The sequence below is a fragment of the Nocardioides aequoreus genome (assembly GCF_000720335.1).
Lineage (GTDB): Bacteria > Actinomycetota > Actinomycetes > Propionibacteriales > Nocardioidaceae > Marmoricola > Marmoricola aequoreus.
Map to the genome: position 1 here is coordinate 372361 of NZ_JOJN01000003.1, position 21146 is coordinate 393506.

The window sequence follows — 21146 nt, forward strand, 5'->3', positions numbered from 1 at the left end:
GAGGACGGGCGCTGAGGGAGCTCAGCGCGCGCCAGGAGCCCGCGGTCGGCGCGGGTGGTGCACGGGGTCGGCGACGCGTCCGCGCAGCGCCGAACCGTCGTCGTAGGAGGTGCGGGAGGTCACGGTGCACGGCTGCGTCACGAGCAGCGTCGGCCGCAGGGCGACGAGTGCCGCCAGCGCCACGGCGAGGGCGACGAGGCCCGCGTGCGGAGCAGGCTGGGTCAGCAGGGGCGCGACGAGCACGAGCGCGGCGGCGAGCAGCCCGGCGTACGTGGCGAGGTGGCGCTCCATGCCCGGATCCTACGTGCCGGGGCAGCGCTCGGGCCGATCACGGCGTACGGCTGACGGGTCGGCCTGGTCCGGTTGGCAAGATGTCTGCATGAGCGACCGCAGCACGCCGGCCCGCCCGCGCCAGGTGACCATGGCTGCGGGCCTCGCGGTGGGTGGCTCGCTCTTCCTGCTGCTCACCGTCTTCGAGACGCTCGGCCGGCTGCCGTCGGTGCGGATGCGCGAGGAGGTCGCCGCGGCGCTCGACTCGGGCTCCGGCGCCACGCTGGGGCTCAGCGTCGACCAGGCGCTCACGGCGATGCGGGTCTCGCTGTGGGTGGCCGCCGTCGCCGCCGCGATCGCGCTGGTGGCGGGGGTCTTCGTCTTCCAGCGCCACCACGGTGCCCGGCTCGTGCTGAGCGCGGCCGCCGTGCCGCTGCTGCTGACCGCACCCTTCACCGGCGGCCTGCTCGGCATCCTCGTCGTGGCCGCGGCCGGCCTGACGTGGTCGGGTCCGGCGCGTGACTGGTTCGCCGGGCGCCCGGTGCGGGAGGTCTCGCGCCCGGAGCGGCAGGAGCCGCGCCCCGACCCCGTCCGCGAGCCCACCCCGACACCCTCCGCCACGCCGGGCCCCCCGGCCGCGACCCCCTCCTCGGTGTCGACCAGCAGCACCTCGACGGCGCCCGCGCCCACCCAGGGGTACGGCGCCCCGGGCGGCGCCGCGCCGTACGCCGACCCGACGGCACCGGGTGGTCCCTGGTCGGCGACCGCCCCCGTCGCCGACCGGGCGCCGCTGCCGGTGCGGCTCGCCTGCGCCCTGACCTGGACCGCGTGCACGCTCGTGGTGCTCGCGATCGTCGTCGGCCTCGCCTTCTTCGTCACCGACCCCGGGGTGGTGCGGCCCGTCTTCGACGAGGCGATGCAGCTGCAGGGCACGGCCGAGCTGCCGGCGGGGATGATCACCGCGACGGTGTGGACCGCGGCCCTGATGTTCGGCGGCTGGGCGCTCGGCGCGATCGTGCTCGCCGAGCTGTGCCGCCGGCGCCACGACTGGGCGCGCTACCTGCTGGTCATCAGCGCCGTCGTCTCGGGCGTGCTCTGCCTGCTCACCTTCCCGATCGGCCTGGTGCACGCCGCGGCGGCCGTCGGCGTCGTCGTCCTGCTCTTCCGGCCGTCGGCCCGTGACTGGTTCGCCGGCCGCGCTCCCCAGCAGCAGCCGACGGCGCGCCAGCAGCCCTGGTGAGCCTCGGCGCGGTCAGCGCGCCAGGTCGGCGGCCCGGAGCCGTCGCAGTCCCTCGTCGATGACCTCGGTCTCCTTGCAGAAGGCCCACCGCACCAGGTGCCGGCCCTCGGGGGAGGCCTCCTCGTAGAAGACCTGCGCCGGGATCGCGACGACGCCGGCCCGCTCGGGCAGCGCCAGGCAGAAGGCGAGGCTGTCGTCCCACCCGAGGCCCGACACGTCGGTGGTCACGAAGTAGGTGCCCTGCGGCACGTGCACGCCGAGACCGAGGTCGGCGAGCCCAGAGCAGAGCCGGTCGCGGCGGCGCTGCAGCGACGCGCGCAGGTCGCGGTGGAAGCCCTCCTCGTGGTCGAGGGCGTGCGCGATCGCGGGCTGGAAGGGCGCGCCGGAGGCGTAGCTGAGCCAGTTCTTGGCCCCCTCCACGGCCGCGACGAGGTCGGCGGGTCCCGTGGCCCAGCCGATCTTCCAGCCGGTGAGGCTGAAGGTCTTGCCCGAGCTCGAGATGGTCACCGTCCGCTCCGCCATGCCCGGCAGCGTCGCGATCGGCACGTGGCGGTGGTCGTCGAAGACCAGGTGCTCGTAGACCTCGTCGGTCACCACGAGCAGGTCGTGGCGGCGCGCGACCTCGGCGACGCCCGCCAGCTCGGCCTGGGAGAGCACGTGACCGGTCGGATTGTGCGGCGTGTTGAGCAGGATCATCCGGGTCCGCTCGGTCACGGCCGCCTCGAGCTCGGCGGTCTCGAGGCGGAAGTCGGGGGCACGCAGCGTGACCGGGCGGCGTACGGCGCCGGCGATCTGGAGCATGGCGCGGTAGCTGTCGTAGTAGGGCTCCAGCACCACCACCTCGTCACCGGGGTCGAGCAGCCCGAGCACGGCCCCGGCGATGGCCTCGGTGGCGCCGGTGGTGACGACGACCTGGTCGGCGCCGAAGTCCATCCCGTAGTGCCGTCGCTGGTGCGCGGCGACCGCGGCGACGAGCTCCGGCGCCCCGTGACCGGGCGGGTACTGGTTGCGTCCCGCCCGCATCGCCTCGACCGCCACGTCGACGACGGCCGAGGGCCCCGACACGTCCGGGAAGCCCTGGCCGAGGTTGACCGAGCCGGTGCGCGTCGCCAGTGCCGACATCTCGGCGAAGATCGTCGCGCCGACGCCGTCGAGCCGTCGAGCCGCCCGGTGGCGCGACCGCGAGGCCGTGGGTGAGTGGCTGCTCATGGGACCCACCTCACCACAGGTCGGGACAGCTGCGCCGTACGGCGCCGCAGCGACCGGGCGTCGGTCACAATGAGGGACATGCCGACCACCGCGCCCGCCGACGCGCCCGCGCCCGGACGCCGCGCGGGCCGCAGGCCGTGGTCGCGCCGGCTGACCACCTGGATCGGTCTGGCCATGGTGGCCGGTGGTCTGGGGATGCTCGGCTACGTCGGCTGGCAGTTCTGGGGCACCAACTGGACCTCGCAGCGGGCGCAGGCCGAGGTGACCGGTGAGCTGCAACGGCAGTGGGAGAGGGGCGGCGAGCAGCTCGCGCCCAAGTACCTGCCCGAAGGCAGCGCGTCGGCGCTGATCCGGATCCCGAAGTTCGGCGACGACTACGTCGTGCCGGTGCTGGAGGGCATGTCTGACGAGGTGCTCTCCAGCGGCTACGGGCACTTCCGCGACACCGCCGACCCCGGCGAGGTCGGCAACTACGCCCTGGCCGCCCACCGCGTCACCCACGGCGAGCCGCTGCGGCGGATGCCCGAGCTGCGGCCGGGCGACGAGGTGATCGTCGAGACCGCCGAGGCCACCTTCACCTACGAGCTCGACACCGACCCCAACGAGCTGGTGATCCCCTTCACCGGCGTGTGGGTCCTCGACGACGTCCCGAGGAACCCCGACGGCGGGGTCCAGCCCGCCCAGGAGGCCGGGCAGCGGCTGATCACGCTGACCACCTGCTCCGAGCTCTTCCACACCGACGACCGGATGATCGCCTTCGGCCACCTCGTCGACCGGCAGCCCAAGACCTGAGCCGGTCGGGGCCGGTCGTGGCCCACCTCGCGGTCGATAGCCTGCGGGCATGTCCACACCCCCGTCGGTCCCCGACCCGTCCCTGGCCGCCGACGTCGACGCCGTCTGCCGCCTGACCGGCGAGTTCACGCTCCGCTCGGGCCAGGTCTCCACCGAGTACTTCGACAAGTACCTCTTCGAGTCCGACCCCGCCCTGCTCGCCCGCGTGGTCGCCCAGATGGAGCCGCTGCTGCCCGAGGGCACCGAGCTGCTCGGCGGCCTGGAGCTGGGCGGCGTCCCGATCGCCACCGTGCTCGCGGCCCGCACCGGGCTGCCCGCGCTCTTCGTGCGCAAGGAGGCCAAGACCTACGGCACCTGCAAGCTCGCCGAGGGTCCCGACGTCGCCGGGCGGCGGATCACGCTGGTCGAGGACGTCATCACCACCGGCGGCGCGGTGCGGGACGCCACCCGCGCGCTGCGTGAGGCCGGCGCCGTGGTCGACACGGTCGTCTGCGCCATCGACCGCAGCCCGGAGGGCGAGAACCCGCTCGCCGACGTGGCGCTCGACGTACGCCCGGTGCTGACCAAGGCCGTGCTCGACGCGGCCCGCGCCTCGTGATCGCGCTGCCCCTGACCACCGCGGGCGGCGAGGAGCTCACCGGCATCTCCGGTTGGGCCGTCGACGTCATGGAGCGCCTGGGCGGTCCGGGCGCCGGGGCGATCGTGGCGCTGGAGAACCTCTTCCCGCCGATCCCCAGCGAGATCATCCTGCCGCTGGCGGGCTTCACCGCCAGCCGGGGCGACTTCTCGCTCACCGCCGCGATCTTCTGGACGACGCTGGGCTCGATGGTGGGCGCGCTCGCGATGTACTACCTCGGCGCCGCCTTCGGCCGCGACCGGATGTACTGGGTCTGGGAGCGGCTGCCGCTGGTCAAGACCGAGGACCTCGAGCGCACCGAGGCGTGGTTCGCCCGCCACGGCACCAAGGCGGTCTTCTTCGGCCGCATGGTGCCCATCTTCCGGAGCCTGATCTCCGTGCCGGCCGGCATCGAGCGGATGTCGCTGCCGCTCTTCCTGGTGCTCACCCTGCTCGGCAGCCTGATCTGGAACTCCCTCTTCGTCGGCCTCGGCTTCACCCTCGGCGAGCAGTGGCCGCGCATCGAGCCCTACGCCGACACCTTCCAGAAGATCGTGATCGCCCTGGTGGTGCTGGGGGTCTCGTGGTTCGTGGTCAACCGGGTCCGCGCCGTCGCCCACGAGCGCCGCCGCCGCCCGTGACCGAGCCGGTCGAGCCCACGGAGCCGGTCGAGACCACCAAGCCGGTCGAGCCTGTCGAGACCACCAAGCCGGTCGAGCCTGTCGAGACCCGCGCGCCGTACGACCCGATGCCGCACGGTCCGGCCGAGGTCGGCGTCGGGCCGTGGACGGGGGAGTGGCCCACCGGCGAGCAGTACGACGCGCAGCTGCTGGCCGAGGGCGACCGGCGCAACGTCGTCGACCGCTACCGCTACTGGCGGCTCGAGGCGATCGTCGCCGACCTCGACACCCGCCGCCACGACTTCCACGTCGCGATCGAGAACTGGCAGCACGACTTCAACATCGGCACCGTCGTCCGCTCGGCCAACGCCTTCCTCGCCGCCGAGGTGCACGTCGTCGGCAACCGACGGTGGAACAGGCGCGGCGCCATGGTCACCGACCGCTACCAGCACCTGCGCCACCACGAGACCTGCGCCGACCTGCGCGCCTACCTCGACGACCTCGGCGTACCGCTGCACGGCGTCGACAACCTGCCCGGCTCGCAGCGGCTGGAGACCTGGGAGGTGCCGCGCCGGGTCTGCTTCCTCTTCGGCCAGGAGGGACCGGGACTCTCCGAGCCCGCCCGCGAGGCGTGCGAGGGCACCTTCGCCATCGCCCAGTTCGGCTCCACCCGCTCCATCAACGCCTCCGCGGCCGCCGCCGTCGCCATGCACACCTGGGTGGTCCGTCACGCCGACCTCGACGGCGCCTGGCGTGGCTGAGCGCTCCGCGGCCCGGAGCCAGGTGCAGGCGGCACCGTCGGCGGCATGGCCGCACGTCACGCCGACGCCCTAGGGTTGGGGCTCCCCACCTGCCTGCCGCCGAGGAGTGCCCCGATGCCCATCGTCAGCCCCGAGAAGTACGCCGAGATGCTCGACGCCGCGAAGGGCAACGGCTACGCCTTCCCCGCGATCAACGTCTCGTCGTCGCAGACGCTCAACGCGGCGCTGGCGGGCTTCGCCGAGGCCGGCTCCGACGGCATCATCCAGGTCTCGACCGGCGGCGCGGAGTACCTGTCCGGACCCACGGTCAAGGACATGGTGGCGGGCTCGGCGGCCTTCGCGGCGTACGCCCGCGAGGTGGCGAAGAACTACCCGGTCAACATCGCGCTGCACACCGACCACTGCCCCAAGGACAAGCTCGACGGCTTCGTGCGGCCGCTGCTCGAGATCAGCAAGGAGCGCGTGGCGCGTGGCGAGGACCCGCTCTTCCAGAGCCACATGTGGGACGGCTCCGCGGTGCCCCTGGAGGAGAACCTGCAGATCGCCGAGGAGCTGCACGCCGCCTGCCAGGAGGCCCGCATCATCCTCGAGATCGAGGTCGGTGTCGTGGGCGGCGAGGAGGACGGCGTCGAGGCCGAGATCAACGACAAGCTCTACTCCACCCCCGAGGACGCCATCGCCACGGCCAAGGCGCTCGGCCACGGCGACCGCGGCTACTTCATGACCGCGCTGACCTTCGGCAACGTGCACGGCGTCTACAAGCCGGGCAACGTCAAGCTGCGCCCCTCGGTGCTCAAGGACGCCCAGGAGGCGGTCGTCGCGGAGTTCGGCCTCGAGCCCGGCTCCAAGCCCTTCCACCTCGTCTTCCACGGCGGCTCCGGCTCCTCGGCCGAGGAGATCGCGGAGGCGGTCGACTACGGCGTGGTGAAGATGAACGTCGACACCGACACCCAGTACGCCTTCACCCGCCCCGTCGCCGGGCACATGTTCGCCAACTACGACGGCGTGCTCAAGATCGACGGCGAGGTCGGCAACAAGAAGCAGTACGACCCCCGCGCCTGGGGCAAGGCCGCCGAGGCCGGCATGGCCGCCCGCGTCGTCGAGGCCTGCGAGCACCTCCGCTCCGCCGGCCACACCCTCGGCTGACCGCTGCCGGCGGCGTACGACGTCGTTGCGGGGCGGCGCACGGCATGTAACGCTCCGTTACGCCTGCTGGGTGCCCCCTCCTGGGGGTGTACGCGCGGGGTAACGGAGCGTTACATGCGAGCGCGCCTGGATCCGTCCACAGCCCGGGCGAGCACCCCGGTCGTCCACAGATCTGCGGGGGTGGGCCCGCGACGGGTGCTCGGTGGAGAGCCTGCCCGGCATGGACCCCCGACTCCGAAGAGCCGCCACCGCTCAAGGTGAGGTCTTCACGCGGGTGCAGTGCTACGCGGTCGGGCTCGACGACCACGATCTGGAGCGGTTGCTCGGCGAGCGCGGTCCATGGGTGGTGGTGCGACGGGGTGCGTACGCCGAGCGCGAGACGTGGGCGCGCGCCTCGCGTGCCGAGCGGCTGGCCATGGGCGACCGGGCGGCGCACCTGCTCATGGAGACCGAGCACCTGATGAGCCACGACTCCGCCGCTCGGGCACTCGGCATCCCCATGCTCTGGCCGCAGCGCGAGCTCGTGCACGTCACCCGTTCGGGCGTCGGTGGCTCGCGCACGAAGTCGGGCGTCAAGCACCACCTGACCAGGATCGAGCTCCCCGACACCACGGCCGTCGGGTGCCTGGAGGTGACTGGCCCCGGCCGTACCGCGCTCGACCTCGCTCGTGAGCACGGCCTCGAACCAGGGGTGGTGGCGATGGACCACGTCCTCGGTCGGGGAGTTCGCAGGAGCACGGTCGAGCGCGACCTGCAGGAGATGTGGTCGTGGCCCCACGTCCGCACGGCACGGGCCGCGCTCGACCTCGCTGACGGTCGTGCCGAGTCTCCGGCCGAGACCCTGGGCCGCCTGCTGCTCCTCGAGATGGGTCTCGATGTCGACGTGCAGTGGCCGGTGAGCTGCGGCGGCACGGTCTTCTGGACCGACTTGAGGGTCGGGTGCCACATCATCGAGGTCGAGGGCGTCGGCAAGCTGTTGCCGGTGAGTCAGGGCGGGCTCGCCACCAGACCCACCCGCGAGCTGCTCCGTGCACGGGAGAACAGGCAGCGCCTGATCCGCGCCGAGGGACTCGGGCTGTCGTTCGTGGGCTGGGACGACTGCTTCGGAGCGCGGCGAGCCCACACCCAGCAGTGGCTGGACGTCGAGATCGCCCTCACGACGGAGCGCTACGGCGCCCGGCTGCCTGCTCGCCTGGCCGAGCGCGCCGCCCTGATCCGCCGGCGTACGCCGCGTCAGCGCCCCAGCTGAGGGGTGCCGTGGTGCCGGCTGCGTGGTGGGGCGCGCGTCACCGACATGTAACGCTCCGTTGCATCGGGCGTACACCCCCAGCAGCGGTCACTCAGCCCACGTAACGGAGCGTTACATGCGCGCCGCCGCGGCCACCTTCAGGCCAGCTTCAGCGAGCCGGCACCACAATGTGGGGGTGCGGGTACTGGTGGTGGACGACGAGGTGCGGCTGGCGAGGTCGCTGAAGGTGGGGCTGGAGGCGGAGGGCTTCGCGGTCGACCTGGCGCACGACGGCACCGACGGGCTCTGGCTCGCGCGCGAGCACACCTACGACGCGATCGTGCTCGACCTGATGCTGCCGGGCGTCAACGGCTACAAGGTCTGCGAGACGCTGCGCCGCGAGGAGGACTGGACGCCGGTGCTGATGCTCACCGCCAAGGACGGCGAGTGGGACCAGGTCGAGGGGCTCGACACCGGCGCCGACGACTACCTCACCAAGCCCTTCTCCTTCCCCGTGCTCGTGGCCCGGCTCCGCGCGGTCGCGCGCCGCGGCGCCCGGGAGCGCCCGACGACGCTCGAGGCCGGCGACCTGCGGCTCGACCCCGCGGCGCGCCGGGCCTGGCGCGGCGAGGTCGAGCTCGAGCTGACGGCCCGGGAGTTCTCCCTGCTCGCCTTCCTGATGCGGCACGCCGGCGACGTGGTCTCGAAGCGGCAGATCATCGACGCGGTCTGGGACGTCGACTTCGACGGCGACCCCAACATCGTCGAGGTCTACGTGCGCCACCTGCGCAACAAGATCGACCGCCCCTTCGGCCGCGAGGCCATCCGGACCCTGCGCGGCGCGGGCTACCGGCTCGGGACCGACGGTGGCTGAGGCCGGACGCCGCAGCCCCGGCGTCCGCGCCCGGACGACGCTCGCGGCGGTCGCGGTCGTCGCCGCCGCGCTGCTGGTGGGCGGGGTGGCGCTGGTGCTGCTGCTGCGCGCGTCGCTGGTCGACGGGCTCGAGCAGTCCGCCGAGACGCGCGCCTCGGCCCTCGCCGACCAGGCCGACGCCGGCACCCTCCCCGAGGGCCAGGAGGGGGAGGAGGACGATCCCGAGGACGCCGACGACCTCGACGACGAGGTCTGGCAGGTGCTCGACGCCTCGGGGTCCGTGCTCGCCTCGTCGCAGGCGATGACGGCGCCGTTGCCGGCCGAGGACGCCGCGTCGGTGCGGCTCCCCGGGGGTGAGGCGGCGTACGTCGTCGCCACGGAGGAGACCGACGACGGCGGCACGGTCGTGGTCGCGCTGAGCCGCGAGGAGGTCGACGACTCCACGGCCGCCCTGGTGCCGCTGCTCGCGGTGGGGCTGCCGGTGCTGCTGGCGCTCGTCGCGGGCGTCACCTGGCTGACGACGGGTCGTGCGCTGGCGCCGGTGGAGCGGATCCGCGCCGAGGTCGAGGGCATCACCGGTGACCGGCTCGACCGGCGGGTGCCGGAGCCCGCGAGCCGCGACGAGGTGCACCGGCTCGCGCTGACGATGAACGCGATGCTCGAGCGGCTGCAGCGCTCGCGGGAGCGGCAGCAGCAGTTCGTCGCCGACGCCTCCCACGAGCTGCGCTCCCCGATCGCGAGCCTGCGCCAGACGGCCGAGGTGGAGCGCGCCCACCCCGGCGCTCTCGGGGAGGGGGAGCTCGCCGAGGCGGTGCTCGAGGAGTCGACCCGGATGCAGCGCCTGGTCGAGCAGCTGCTGCTGCTCACGCGCGCCGACGAGGGCCGGGTCGTCGCGACCCCGCGCGACGTCGACGTCGACGACCTGGCGCTGGCCGAGGCGCGCCGGGTGCGGCGTACCGGGCTGACCGTCGACACCACGGGCGTCGCCCCGGGGAGGGTGCGCGGCGACGTCGTGGCCCTCGGCCAGGTGACCCGCAACCTCGTCGACAACGCGGCGCGTCACGCCGCCTCGCAGGTGGCGCTGAGCGTGCGCGAGACCGACGCGAGCGTCGAGCTGGTGGTGGCGGACGACGGGCCGGGCGTCCCCCCGGGCGACCGCGAGCGGGTCTTCGAGCGCTTCGTGCGCCTGGACGACGCCCGCACCCGCGACGCGGGCGGCAGCGGCCTCGGCCTGGCGATCGTCGCCGAGGTCGTGCGGGCCCACGGCGGCACCGTCGCGGTGGGCGCCGGCGTGCTCGGCGGGGCGTCGTTCGTGGTGCGCCTCCCCGCTTCCTGAAGGCGCCTTCAGGCGGCTTCAGGGTGGCTTCAGCGCTGCTGTCGCACGGTGGTGCCCACACCGAGACACGACCCGAGAGAGGTCCCCCATGAACTTCCGCAGCAAGCGCGTCCTCGTCCCCGCCGCCCTCACCGCCGTCCTGGTCGGCGGTGGCGCCGTCTGGGCCACCACGGCCAGCGCCGACGACGTCCGCGGCTCCGAGCGCGACCGTGTCGTGACCGCCGCCCTGGAGGCCGTGCCGGACGGCGAGGCCGCCCAGGTCGAGACCAGCGACGACCCCGGCGAGGCCTACGAGGTCGAGGTCTTCCGCGCCGACGGCACCGAGGTCGACCTGGCCCTCGACGCCGACCTCGCGGTGGTTTCCCGCCACGACGACACCGACGACGACCGGGACGACTGGGACGACACCCGTGACGACCGTGACGCCGACGACCGCGTCCTCTCGGCCACCGAGCGCGAGCGCGCCGAGCAGGCCGCCCTGGCCGCCGTGGACGGCGGCGTGGTGACCGTCGTCGAGGCCAGCGACGACCGCGGCGTGGCCTACGAGGTCGAGGTCGTCGAGCGCGACGGCACCGAGCACGACGTCGACCTCGACACGACGTACGACGTGGTCGACCAGCGCGTCGACCGCTGACCCCCTCGCCGCTCTGACCCCGCACCAGGCATCTGGTGCGGGGTTGCGCGCGTCAGCGGGCCGCACAGGCCTTGTTCACATGCGATAACCCCGCGTTACATGGCGCGCGGCGCCCCGTGGCACGATCACGAGCATGAGTGACCTCCCCGGACGTGACCTGATGGCGGGGCCGCCGCCGACGCTGCTGCCGCAGGACCCGGCGGGTGCCCTGATCGAGGAGGGGCACGACGCGCGGGCCGTCGTACGACGCCACCCGGAGTCGCCGGTCGCGTGGGCCACGCTGGCCGAGCAGGCGCTCGACGGGGCCGAGGACGACGTGACGGCCTACGCCTTCGCGCGGGTCGGCTACCACCGCAGCCTCGACCAGCTGCGCCGCAGCGGCTGGAAGGGCCACGGCCCGGTCCCGTGGGAGCACGAGCCCAACCGCGGCTTCCTGCGGGCGCTGGCGGCGCTGTCGATCGCCGCCGGCCGCATCGGCGAGACGCCGGAGCAGCAGCGCTGCGCCGACTTCCTGCGCGACTCCAGCCCGGAGGGCGCGGCCGCTCTCGGCCTCTGAGCTGCGAGACCCGAGCCGTCAGGCCTGCGGGGCGCCCGGCACCAGGATCCGGTACGCCGCCGGCTCGAGCCGCCAGGTGCGCCGGCGCTCCGGGCCGTCGATCTCACCGTCGGCCGAGAGGTAGAACTCCTCGCCGCTGACGGTGACCGTGCGACCGCGCGCGGTGAGCACGTCCTCGCGCTCCTCGTGGGTGCCGCGGGTCAGCTTCCAGACGTAGCCGAAGCGCTCCAGCGGGCCGATCGCGCGCGAGACCATCACGTCGAGCCGGGCGTCGCCCGGGTCGGCCTCGGGGGTGAGCTCGGTGCCGCCGCCGACGCTGGTGCCGTTGCCCACCGCCACCATCAGGACGGGGTCGGCGACGTCGACCAGCACCTCGCCGTCGACCTCGATCCGCAGGCGCACGTACGGCGGGCGCACCGCCGAGAGCACGGCCCCGATCGGGTAGCCCAGGATGCCGAAGCCGAACTTGCCGAGCCGCCTCTTCCAGCGGGCACCGCGCCGGCTCGCCTGCGCGCTGGCCCCGAGGTGCACGCTGTTGACGACCACCTGGCCGAGCTCGTCGACGATGAGGTCCATGCGGCGCTCTCGACCGGTGAGCAGCGCCTCCGCCGCCGCCTGCGGCTCCAGCGGGAGCCCCAGCGTGCGGGCGAAGTCGTTGCCCGTGCCCAGCGGCAGCAGGCCGAGCCGGCTCTCGCCGAGCTCGCGGCGCTTGTGCAGCGCGGCGACCACGGCGTGCAGGCTGCCGTCGCCGCCGGCCGCCACGAGCAGCCGGCCGCCGGCGCGGTGCAGCACGCCGTCGAGCTCGCCGGGGTTGCTGGTGCGGGCGACCTCGACGTCGGCCTTGGCGCGCAGCACCTCGAGTGCCAGGCGGAGCGACTCCTGCTCCTCGCCGCCCGCCTCGGCGTTGGCGATCACGAGGACGGGCTCCATCCCGTCACCGTAGTAGAGGGGGCGCGACCACGGCAGCCCGACGTCCCAACCCGCGCGCTCGGTGTGACGAGCGACCCGGCAGCCGGTAACGTGACCCGGCGGACGAGCCCGGTGACGTTGCCGGAGCCGTCGCCTGCCGGAGCTCCGCCCAGCCCGAGAGTCCTCAGGTGCCAGCCGTTCTCGACACCCGCTGATGGAGGGGTGCACACATGCCTGCGATCGTCGTGCTCGGAGCCCAGTGGGGTGACGAGGGCAAGGGCAAGGCCACCGACCTGCTCACCACCCAGCAGTCCATCGACTTCTGCGTGCGCACCTCCGGGGGGCACAACGCCGGCCACACCATCGTGGTCGACGGCGAGAAGTTCGCCACCCACCTGCTGCCCAGCGGCATCCTGACCCCCGGCTGCACCAACGTCATCGGCAACGGCGTGGTGGTCAGCCCGGAGGCGCTCTTCCGCGAGCTCGACGCCCTGACCGCGCGCGACGTCTCCCTGGGCGAGCTGGTGATCAGCGGCAACGCGCACGTGATCGCGTCCTACCACTCCACGATCGACAAGGTCACCGAGCGCTTCCTGGGCAAGAACAAGATCGGCACCACCGGCCGCGGCATCGGGCCGGCGTACGCCGACAAGATCAACCGCGTCGGCATCCGGGTGGCCGACCTCTTCGACGAGAAGATCCTCGGCGAGAAGGTCGAGGCCGCGCTGGAGGTCAAGAACCACCTGCTCACCAAGGTCTACAACCGCCGCGCGATCACCGTCGAGGAGGTCGTCGAGGACCTCCGGTCGTACGCCGACCGGCTGGCGCCGATGGTCCGCGACACCTCGCTGCTGCTCAACCAGGCGCTCGACCGCGACGAGACCGTGCTCTTCGAGGGCGCGCAGGCCACGATGCTCGACGTCGACCACGGCACCTACCCCTTCGTGACGAGCAGCAGCCCGGTCGCCGGCGGCGTCTGCACCGGCGCCGGCGTCGGCCCCACCCGCATCGACCGGGTCATCGGCGTGATCAAGGCCTACACGACCCGCGTCGGCTCGGGCCCCTTCCCGACCGAGCTCTTCGACGCCGACGGCGAGAAGCTGTGGAAGGTCGGTGGCGAGGTCGGCGTCTCGACCGGTCGCGACCGCCGCTGCGGCTGGTACGACGCCGTGGTCGCCCGCTACGCGACGCGCGTCAACGGCCTCACCGAGCTCTTCATGACCAAGCTCGACGTGCTCTCGAGCTGGGAGCGGGTGCCGGTCTGCGTGGCCTACGACGTCGACGGCGTCCGTCACGACGAGATGCCGCTGACGCAGACGGAGTTCCACGCCGCCACCCCGGTCTACGAGTACCTCGACGGCTGGTGGGAGGACATCTCCGGCTGCCGCCGCTTCGAGGACCTGCCCAAGAACGCCCAGCGCTACGTCAAGGCGCTCGAGGAGATGTCGGGCGCGCCCTTCTGGGCGGTCGGCGTCGGCCCCGGCCGCGACCAGACGATCGTCGTCAACGACTGACGCGCCAGGGGTCCCGCCCGGTCACCAGCAGCAGCAGGTCGGCGATCGGTGCGTGGACCTCCTCGCCCTCGCCGACGGCCCAGTCGACGTCGGTGGCGACCAGGCGACGACCCGCGAGGCGGCGCTGGGCGTGGTGGGGGAAGCCGCGCTCCCAGATCCGGGTCGCGACCGCCGCGGCGGCCTCGGGTGGCACGGCGTGGTGACGTCCCAGCGGGCGCACGACGTCCTGCGTGTGCACCAGGACGTCGCCGAGCGGATCCATCGGCGCACCGCCGGGAGGGGTGCGCCGCTTGCCGACCCGGTCGCGGAGCAGACCCACCAGCTCCTCCTCCGAGCGGCGGGCGAGCCGACGGGCGGTGCCGTCGATCATGCGGTCGAAGTCGCCCCGGGCCCGCAGCATCTCCACCACGACGACCTTGGGGGTGGCCTCCATCGTCAGGTGCGCCAGCACCTCCCGCACCCGCCACCCCGCGCACAGCGACGGTGACTCCCACTCCTCGGTGCGCAGCGACGCCGCCAGGTCGGCCACCACGCGGCGCTGCTCGTCGACGTGGCGCCAGACGGTGTCGTCGTCCATGAGTCCTCCACGAGTAGTACGATGGTCGAACCATATTCGTTCGACTTTCTGACCACTGTCACGAGGAGGGCCCGTGTCCGAGGAGCCGGCCGACCGGTCCACCCTCCCGCTCGGGGTGCTCTGCTTCATCGCCTTCCGCGACGCCGAGGCACACGTGATGTCGCGGCTGCACGCCGCGGGCTTCGACGACCTCACCGTCGCCCAGGCTCGCGTCACCGCGCGGATCGCGCCCGACGGCACCCGGATGCGCGACCTCGCCGAGCAGGCCAGGGTGACCAAGCAGACCGGCACCGCGCTCGTCGACCAGCTCGAGCGGCGCGGCTACGTCGAGCGCGTCCCCGACCCGGCGGACCAGCGTGGTCGCGTGGTGCGGCTCTCCGCTCGGGGCTGGGAGGTGCGCCGGCTCGCGCAGGAGGCGCAGGCCGAGACCGACGCCGCCTGGCAGGCCCACCTGGGCGCTCGGCGCACCCGCGCCCTGCGCGGCGCGCTCGAGGCGCTGCGCGAGGTGGTGGACCCGTGGGCGTGAGGACTCACTAGGCTCGGCGACCGTGAAGGTCCTCGTCCTCGGCCCCGGCGGACGTGAGCACGCGCTCGCGCTGGCCCTCTCCCGCGACCCCTCGGTCAGCGAGGTGCACGCGGCGCCCGGCAACCCCGGCATCGCCGAGGTGGCCACGCTGCACGAGGTCGACGCGCTCGACGGCGCGGCGGTCGCGGCCCTGGCCGTCGACCTGGGGGTCGACCTGGTCGTCGTCGGCCCGGAGGCCCCGCTCGTCGCGGGCGTCGCCGACGCGGTGCGCGAGGCCGGCGTCAGCTGCTTCGGGCCGAGCCGCGAGGCCGCCCGGCTCGAGGGCTCCAAGGCCTTCGCCAAGGACGTGATGGCCGCGGCCGGGGTGCCGACCGCGATGGCGCGGGTGTGCACCACGCCCGAGCAGGTGGCCGAGGCGCTCGACGCCTTCGGGGCGCCGTACGTCGTCAAGGACGACGGCCTCGCCGCCGGCAAGGGCGTCGTGGTCACCGACGACCGGGAGGCGGCGCTCGCCCACGGCTCCGCGTGCGAGCGGGTCGTGGTGGAGGAGTTCCTCGACGGGCCGGAGGTCTCGCTCTTCGCGGTCACCGACGGCACCACCGTCTACGCGCTCCAGCCGGCGCAGGACTTCAAGCGCATCGGCGACGGCGACACCGGCCCCAACACCGGCGGCATGGGCGCCTACACCCCGCTCTCCTGGGCGCCCGAGGGCCTGGTCGCGGAGGTGCTCGAGCGGGTGCTGCAGCCCACGGTCGACGAGATGGCGCGTCGCGGCACCCCCTTCGTGGGCCTGCTCTACGCCGGCCTCGCGCTGACCGCCCGCGGCGTCAGGGTGGTGGAGTTCAACGCCCGCTTCGGCGACCCGGAGACGCAGCCGCTGCTGGCCCTGCTCGACTCGCCGCTCGCGCCGCTGCTGCGCGCCGCCGCCGAGGGTCGGCTCGACGAGGTCGACCCGCCCCGCTGGCGTCCGGGTGCGGGGGTCGCGGTCGTGATGGCGAGCGCGGGCTACCCCGCGTCGTCCTCGTCGGGCGACGTGATCACCGTCGGTGCCCTGCCCGAGGGCGTCGACGTGGTGCACGCCGGCACGGCGCGGCGCGGCGACGACCTCGTGACGGCCGGCGGCCGGGTGCTCGCCGTGACGGCCACGGGAGCCGACCTCGAGGCGGCGCGGGAGGCGGCGTACGCCGGGGTCGCGGCCGTCTCCTTCGCGGGGGCCCAGCACCGCACCGACATCGCCGCCGGGCTCGGAGCGCCGCCCGCGTAGGATCGCGGCACGTGAGCGTCCCGAACGTCCTGGCCACCCGCTACGCCGGCGCCGACCTGGCCGAGATCTGGAGCCCCGAGCACAAGATCGTGCTCGAGCGGCGCCTCTGGATCGCGGTGCTGCGGGCCCAGCGCGACCTCGGCGTCGACGTGCCCGAGGGCGTCGTCGAGGCCTACGAGGCGGTGGTCGACCAGGTCGACCTCGCCAGCATCGCCGCCCGCGAGCGGATGACGCGCCACGACGTCAAGGCGCGCATCGAGGAGTTCTGCGCGCTCGCCGGCCACGAGCACGTGCACAAGGGCATGACCAGCCGCGACCTGACCGAGAACGTCGAGCAGCTCCAGGTGCGCGCCAGCCTGCGGCTGCTGCGCACCCGCAGCCTCGCGGCGCTGAGCCGGCTGGCGCGGCTGGCCGGCGAGCACGACGCGCTGGTGATGGCGGGGCGCTCGCACAACGTCGCGGCGCAGGCCACGACCCTGGGCAAGCGCTTCGCCACCGTGGCCGAGGAGCTGCTGGTGGCGGTCGAGCGGCTCGACGACCTGCTGCGGCGCTACCCGCTGCGCGGCATCAAGGGGCCGATGGGCACCTCGCAGGACATGCTCGACCTGCTCGACGGCGACGAGGCCCGCCTCGAGGAGCTCGAGCAGCGCGTCGCGGCGCACCTCGGCTTCGAGCGGGTGCTGGCCAGCGTCGGCCAGGTCTACCCGCGCTCGCTGGACTTCGACGTCGTCTCGACGCTGGTGCAGCTCGCCGCGGCGCCGTCCAACCTCGCCACCACGATCCGGCTGATGGCCGCGCACGAGCTCGTCACCGAGGGCTTCCAGGAGGGCCAGGTCGGCTCCTCGGCGATGCCGCACAAGATGAACACCCGCTCGTGCGAGCGCGTCAACGGCCTGGCCGTGGTGCTGCGCGGCCAGCTCTCCATGGTCGGCGAGCTCGCGGGCGACCAGTGGAACGAGGGCGACGTCTCGTGCTCCGTGGTGCGCCGCGTGGCCCTGCCCGACGCCTTCTTCGCCGCCGACGGGCTCTTCCAGACCTTCCTCACCGTGCTCGACGAGTTCGGTGTCTTCCCCGCGGTGGTCCAGCGCGAGCTCGACCGCTACCTGCCCTTCCTCACCACGACCAAGGTGCTCATGGCCGCGGTGCGCCACGGCACGGGGCGCGAGCAGGCCCACGAGGTCATCAAGGAGCACGCCGTCGGCGTGGCGCTGCGGATGCGCGAGGGCCAGGCCGACAACGACCTCTTCGACCGGCTCGCCGTCGACGACAGGCTCGGTCTCGACCCGGCCGCGCTCGACGCGGCCGTGGCCGACCCGCTCGGCTTCACCGGCGCGGCCCGCTCGCAGGTGGCGGCCGTGTGCCGCCGCGTGGAGCAGCTGCTCGAGACCGAGCCGGACGCCGCGGCGTACACCCCGGGCTCGATCCTCTAGGCCACGCTCTCGCCCCGACCGTTGTGCTCGACATCGATCTGGACCTAGGTTCAGCCCAGGGTCGTGCGTCGGCGCCGACCGTGATGAATCTCGGAGGATCCGCATGCGCCCGTCCCGCTCCCTCGCCGTCACCTCGGTGCTCACCTCGCTCGCCCTGGTCGGGGGTGCCGTGCCGGCCGAGGCCAAGCCCGCCCGCGACCGCTTCTCCTGGGCTCCGGCGGAGCCGGCGGTGGTGACCCAGTCGCAGCAGCTGCGCAAGGCCGTGAAGCCCGCCGGGGTCAAGCAGCACCTGCGCGCGCTGCAGCGCGTGGCCGACGCCAACGGCGGCAACCGCGCCTCCGGCACCCCGGGGTACGCCGCCTCGCGCGACTACGTGGTCGGCAAGCTGCGCAAGGCGGGCTACCGCCCGACGGTGCAGAGCTTCCCCTTCGTCTTCTTCGACGAGACCACCCCGACCGAGCTGCAGCGCATCTCGCCCAACCCCACGACCTACGTCGACGGCGAGGACTTCGTCGTCATGGAGTACTCGGGCAGCGGCGACGTCACCGGAGCCCTGACGGTGGTCGACACCGACCTGAGCGCCTCGTCGACCAGCAGCAGCGGCTGCGAGGCCGCCGACTTCGCCGGCTTCCCGGCCGGCTCGGTCGCGCTGATGCAGCGCGGCACCTGCGCCTTCGCCGACAAGGTCGCCAACGCCGCCGCCGCGGGGGCGGCCGCCGCGATCGTCTTCAACCGCGGCGTCGACGTCGACGGCGACCCCGGCTCGACGGTGCTCAACGGCACCCTCGGCGAGCCGGGCGACATCCCCGCGGTGGGCACCGACTTCGCGACGGGCGTCGACCTCGGCGGGACCGCCGGCACGACGGTGCGCGTCAAGGCCGACGTCGTGACCGAGGAGCGCACCACCTGGAACGTCTTCGCCGAGACCGCCGGCGGCCGCGCGGGCAACGTCGTGATGGCCGGCGCCCACCTCGACAGCGTCACCGAGGGGCCGGGCATCAACGACAACGGCTCCGGCTCCGCGGCCATCCTCGAGGTCGCCGAGCAGCTGGGCCGGGTCTCCCCGAGCCGGCTGCGCAACAAGGTGCGCTTCGCGTGGTGGGGCGCGGAGGAGAACGGCCTGCTGGGCGCCTACCACTACGTCGAGGACCTCGTCGACAGCAACCCGCGCGCCCTCTCCGACATCGCGGCGTACCTCAACTTCGACATGGTGGGCTCGCCCAACTTCGCTCGCTTCGTCTACGACGGCGACAACTCCACCGGCCTGGGCGCGGAGGGTCCCGCCGGCTCGGCCCAGGTGGAGCGGCTCTTCACCAGCTACTTCCGCAGCAAGGCCCTGGCGACCGCGCCGACGGCCTTCGACGGCCGCAGCGACTACGGGCCCTTCATCGAGAACGGCGTCGCGGCCGGCGGCCTCTTCACCGGCGCCGAGGGCGTCAAGACGCCGCGCGAGGCACTGGTCTTCGGCGGCACGGCCGGCGAGCCGTACGACGCCTGCTACCACCAGGCCTGCGACGACCTCGGCAACCTCAGCGGGCAGGCGCTCGACGAGATGTCCGACGCCATCGCGCACGCCGTCTGGACGCTGGCGCGGAGCACGCGACTGCTCGGCGCAGGCACCGCCCGCACGGCCGCCGACCACCGGACCATGCGGGGCCAGGCCGTCCAGGGCGACCCGCACGCCTCTCGACAGTGAGTGCCTTTTGCTGTCATGGTGGGAAAAGTTCCCCCAGGACTAGTGCAAAACGGACAAAGTGACCTATGGTGGAGATGTGGCCGGGCCGCCGGGGTCCGGCAACTCAAGGGGAGGGAAACCCGCATGAAGATCAAGAGCCGTGGCATCCGTGGCGCTCTGCTGGCCGTCACCGTCGCCGTTGCCGTGAGTGCAGTGCCCGCGACGATGGGTGCCGCCGACGCGGCCCCGAAGGCGCCCAACAAGGCGATCCTCAAGGCCATCCTCTGAGCTGCTGCTGACCACACCAGCTTCTCCGACGGGGGGCGTGCCGACTCGGCACGTCCCCCGTCGCACGTCCGCAGCGGCCTCGTGCGCCCCGGCGACGACGCCCGGGACGGCGGGCTGGCCCCCAGCCTCTACGCTGACCGGGTGCTGCACATCCCGCCCGCGCCGGAGGTCCCCGGCGCCGTCCACCTCCACTCGGGCAAGGTGCGCGACCTCTACCGGCTCGAGGAGGGACCGCACGCCGGCCGCCTGCTGATGGTGGCCAGCGACCGGATCTCGGCGTACGACCACGTGCTGGCCACGCCGATCCCCGACAAGGGCGAGATCCTGACCCGGATCTCGCTGTGGTGGTTCGACCGGCTGCGCGACCTGGTGCCCCACCACGTGCTCTCGACCGACGTGCCCGAGGCGGTGCGCGGCCGCGCGGTGGTGTGCGAGGAGCTCGCGATGCTGCCGGTCGAGTGCGTCGCGCGGGGCTACCTCACCGGCTCCGGGCTGAGCGACTACGAGGCCACCGGTGCGGTCTGCGGGGTGGCGCTGCCCCCCGGGCTGACCGAGGCCAGCCGGCTGCCGGAGCCGGTCTTCACCCCGGCCACCAAGGCCGCGCTCGGCGACCACGACGAGAACGTCAGCTTCGAGCGCGTCGCCGCCGACATCGGCACCGAGAGCGCCGAGGAGCTGCGCGAGCTGACCCTGGCCGTCTACGCGCGGGCCGAGCAGGTCGCCCGCGAGGCCGGCCTCCTGCTCGCCGACACCAAGCTCGAGTTCGGCACCCGCACCGACGCCACGCTCGGCGACCCGGGCACGGTGGTGCTCGGCGACGAGGTGCTCACCCCCGACTCCAGCCGCTACTGGCCCGCCGACGACTGGCAGCCCGGCCGGGTGCAGGCCTCCTACGACAAGCAGGTGGTGCGCAACTGGCTCACCTCCCCCGAGAGCGGCTGGGACCGGCACGGCACCGAGCCGCCGCCCGCGCTGCCGCCCGAGGTGGCCGAGCGCACACGGGCCCGCTACGTCGAGGCCTACGAGCGCCTCACCGGGGAGCGGTTCTGATGGGCTCGACCTGGCGCGGGGCCACCACCACGCTGCTCTACGACGTCCCGCCCGCGGTCGCGGCGGCGTACCTGGCCGACCCGGTGCACCGCCCCGAGTGGCAGTCGTCGCTGCGCCGCGTCGAGGTGCTCGACGCCGGCGAGCCCCACGCGGGCCAGCGCTGGCGCGACCACACGGCCGTGGGGCTGGTCGCCGAGATGTGCACCACGGCGTACGAGCCGGGGGAGGTGTGGGCCGAGACCGGTCGCTGGCGCGGCGTCAGCGCCGACCTGACGCTGCTGCTCGAGCCGCACGGGAGCGGCAGCCGGGTGACGGTCACCTTCGCGATCCTGGGCCGCGGCGTGCTGGCCCCGGTGCTGCGGCTGGCGACGTACGCCGCCCTGCCGGCGGTGCGCTCCGACCTCGCCCGCGCCGGCCGGCTGCTCTCCGAGCGGCAGCACCGGTGAGGCGCCCGCTGCTGGTCGTGCTGGCGGTCGTCGTCTTCCTGACCGGGCTGCTGTGGACGCTCCAGGGACTCGGCTACGTGGGCGGCAGCCCGATGACCGGCCGCTCGGTGTGGGCCGTGGTCGGCCCGCTCGTGGCCGGCTTCGGCGTCGCGCTCGGCATCGTCGCCGTGCGCGGCTCCCGCTGA

24 protein-coding genes are annotated in these 21146 nt (G+C 73.8%); 20 read left to right on the forward strand and 4 right to left on the reverse strand.

Going from position 1 to position 21146, the window contains the following annotated elements; translation table 11 throughout:
• Positions 1-21: 21 nt before the first annotated feature.
• The gene (locus tag IG63_RS0108215; protein ID WP_030483892.1) at positions 22-291 is read right to left on the reverse strand and encodes a hypothetical protein; all 270 of its coding nucleotides are present in this window, start codon (positions 289-291) and stop codon (positions 22-24) included.
• An 88-nt stretch (positions 292-379) separates the two neighbouring features.
• On the opposite strand from IG63_RS0108215, the gene IG63_RS0108220 reads away from it, so the two are divergent.
• Entirely contained in the window at positions 380-1510 is a 1131-nt protein-coding gene (locus IG63_RS0108220) for a hypothetical protein (RefSeq protein WP_030483893.1), read from the forward strand.
• Positions 1511-1522: 12 nt separating this feature from the next.
• Here IG63_RS0108220 and IG63_RS0108225 read toward each other — a convergent pair whose 3' ends face one another.
• Positions 1523-2719 carry a pyridoxal phosphate-dependent aminotransferase gene (locus IG63_RS0108225; RefSeq protein ID WP_036194730.1) on the reverse strand — a complete coding sequence of 399 codons (1197 nt, stop codon included), beginning with the start codon at positions 2717-2719 and terminating at the stop codon, positions 1523-1525.
• A 78-nt stretch (positions 2720-2797) separates the two neighbouring features.
• On the opposite strand from IG63_RS0108225, the gene IG63_RS0108230 reads away from it, so the two are divergent.
• The 10 genes from IG63_RS0108230 to IG63_RS0108280 all read left to right on the forward strand — a co-directional run bounded on the left by IG63_RS0108230 (position 2798) and on the right by IG63_RS0108280 (position 11282).
• A complete protein-coding gene (locus IG63_RS0108230) occupies positions 2798-3511 on the forward strand; it encodes a class E sortase (protein WP_169741777.1) in 714 nt (237 codons plus the stop codon).
• Between the two features lie 49 nt (positions 3512-3560).
• Entirely contained in the window at positions 3561-4109 is a 549-nt protein-coding gene (pyrE, locus tag IG63_RS0108235) for an orotate phosphoribosyltransferase (RefSeq protein WP_030483896.1), read from the forward strand.
• Complete coding sequence (locus IG63_RS0108240; RefSeq protein WP_030483897.1) at positions 4106-4768, forward strand: VTT domain-containing protein; 663 nt, start codon at positions 4106-4108, stop codon at positions 4766-4768. Before pyrE ends, IG63_RS0108240 begins: the two co-directional genes overlap by 4 nt.
• Positions 4769-4875: 107 nt before the next feature.
• On the forward strand, positions 4876-5508 hold the full coding sequence (locus tag IG63_RS0108245) for a TrmH family RNA methyltransferase (protein ID WP_036194897.1): 633 nt from the start codon (positions 4876-4878) through the stop codon (positions 5506-5508).
• 114 nt (positions 5509-5622) lie between these two features.
• A complete protein-coding gene (gene fbaA / locus IG63_RS0108250; RefSeq protein ID WP_030483899.1) occupies positions 5623-6654 on the forward strand; it encodes a class II fructose-bisphosphate aldolase in 1032 nt (343 codons plus the stop codon).
• Positions 6655-6874: 220 nt separating this feature from the next.
• The gene (locus IG63_RS21405; protein ID WP_157210075.1) at positions 6875-7903 is read left to right on the forward strand and encodes a hypothetical protein; all 1029 of its coding nucleotides are present in this window, start codon (positions 6875-6877) and stop codon (positions 7901-7903) included.
• Positions 7904-8078: 175 nt separating this feature from the next.
• A complete protein-coding gene (locus IG63_RS0108265; protein ID WP_030483901.1) occupies positions 8079-8756 on the forward strand; it encodes a response regulator transcription factor in 678 nt (225 codons plus the stop codon).
• Positions 8749-10092 (forward strand): sensor histidine kinase, encoded by a 1344-nt coding sequence (locus IG63_RS0108270; protein ID WP_030483902.1) that lies wholly within the window; start codon positions 8749-8751, stop codon positions 10090-10092. Before IG63_RS0108265 ends, IG63_RS0108270 begins: the two co-directional genes overlap by 8 nt.
• Positions 10093-10180: 88 nt before the next feature.
• The gene (locus tag IG63_RS0108275; protein ID WP_030483903.1) at positions 10181-10726 is read left to right on the forward strand and encodes a PepSY domain-containing protein; all 546 of its coding nucleotides are present in this window, start codon (positions 10181-10183) and stop codon (positions 10724-10726) included.
• Between the two features lie 133 nt (positions 10727-10859).
• On the forward strand, positions 10860-11282 hold the full coding sequence (locus IG63_RS0108280) for a DUF3151 domain-containing protein (protein WP_030483904.1): 423 nt from the start codon (positions 10860-10862) through the stop codon (positions 11280-11282).
• An 18-nt stretch (positions 11283-11300) separates the two neighbouring features.
• Here IG63_RS0108280 and IG63_RS0108285 read toward each other — a convergent pair whose 3' ends face one another.
• Complete coding sequence (locus tag IG63_RS0108285) at positions 11301-12212, reverse strand: diacylglycerol/lipid kinase family protein (protein ID WP_030483905.1); 912 nt, start codon at positions 12210-12212, stop codon at positions 11301-11303.
• A 209-nt stretch (positions 12213-12421) separates the two neighbouring features.
• Between IG63_RS0108285 and IG63_RS0108295 the strand changes: the two genes are divergently transcribed.
• The gene (locus IG63_RS0108295; protein WP_030483906.1) at positions 12422-13705 is read left to right on the forward strand and encodes an adenylosuccinate synthase; all 1284 of its coding nucleotides are present in this window, start codon (positions 12422-12424) and stop codon (positions 13703-13705) included.
• Here the strand turns inward: IG63_RS0108295 and IG63_RS0108300 are convergent.
• Complete coding sequence (locus IG63_RS0108300; protein WP_030483907.1) at positions 13695-14282, reverse strand: maleylpyruvate isomerase family mycothiol-dependent enzyme; 588 nt, start codon at positions 14280-14282, stop codon at positions 13695-13697. The genes IG63_RS0108295 and IG63_RS0108300 overlap by 11 nt on opposite strands.
• A gap of 73 nt (positions 14283-14355) precedes the next feature.
• Between IG63_RS0108300 and IG63_RS0108305 the strand changes: the two genes are divergently transcribed.
• The 8 genes from IG63_RS0108305 (at position 14356) to IG63_RS0108340 (ending at position 21146) form a co-directional block, all read left to right on the forward strand.
• Positions 14356-14808, forward strand: coding sequence for a MarR family winged helix-turn-helix transcriptional regulator (locus IG63_RS0108305; RefSeq protein ID WP_030483908.1), 453 nt, complete (start codon positions 14356-14358; stop codon positions 14806-14808).
• A gap of 22 nt (positions 14809-14830) precedes the next feature.
• Positions 14831-16072: a phosphoribosylamine--glycine ligase gene (gene purD / locus IG63_RS0108310; RefSeq protein WP_030483909.1), complete on the forward strand. Its 1242-nt coding sequence runs from the start codon at positions 14831-14833 to the stop codon at positions 16070-16072.
• 11 nt (positions 16073-16083) lie between these two features.
• Entirely contained in the window at positions 16084-17502 is a 1419-nt protein-coding gene (purB, locus tag IG63_RS0108315) for an adenylosuccinate lyase (protein WP_030483910.1), read from the forward strand.
• 103 nt (positions 17503-17605) lie between these two features.
• Positions 17606-19198 carry a M28 family metallopeptidase gene (locus IG63_RS0108320; RefSeq protein WP_030483911.1) on the forward strand — a complete coding sequence of 531 codons (1593 nt, stop codon included), beginning with the start codon at positions 17606-17608 and terminating at the stop codon, positions 19196-19198.
• 123 nt (positions 19199-19321) lie between these two features.
• Positions 19322-19465, forward strand: a complete 144-nt coding sequence (locus IG63_RS22610; RefSeq protein WP_157210076.1) for a hypothetical protein — start codon at positions 19322-19324, stop codon at positions 19463-19465.
• A 141-nt stretch (positions 19466-19606) separates the two neighbouring features.
• Positions 19607-20515 carry a phosphoribosylaminoimidazolesuccinocarboxamide synthase gene (locus IG63_RS0108330; protein WP_030483912.1) on the forward strand — a complete coding sequence of 303 codons (909 nt, stop codon included), beginning with the start codon at positions 19607-19609 and terminating at the stop codon, positions 20513-20515.
• The gene (locus IG63_RS0108335) at positions 20515-20961 is read left to right on the forward strand and encodes an SRPBCC family protein (RefSeq protein WP_030483913.1); all 447 of its coding nucleotides are present in this window, start codon (positions 20515-20517) and stop codon (positions 20959-20961) included. Before IG63_RS0108330 ends, IG63_RS0108335 begins: the two co-directional genes overlap by 1 nt.
• Complete coding sequence (locus tag IG63_RS0108340; protein WP_030483914.1) at positions 20958-21146, forward strand: hypothetical protein; 189 nt, start codon at positions 20958-20960, stop codon at positions 21144-21146. Before IG63_RS0108335 ends, IG63_RS0108340 begins: the two co-directional genes overlap by 4 nt.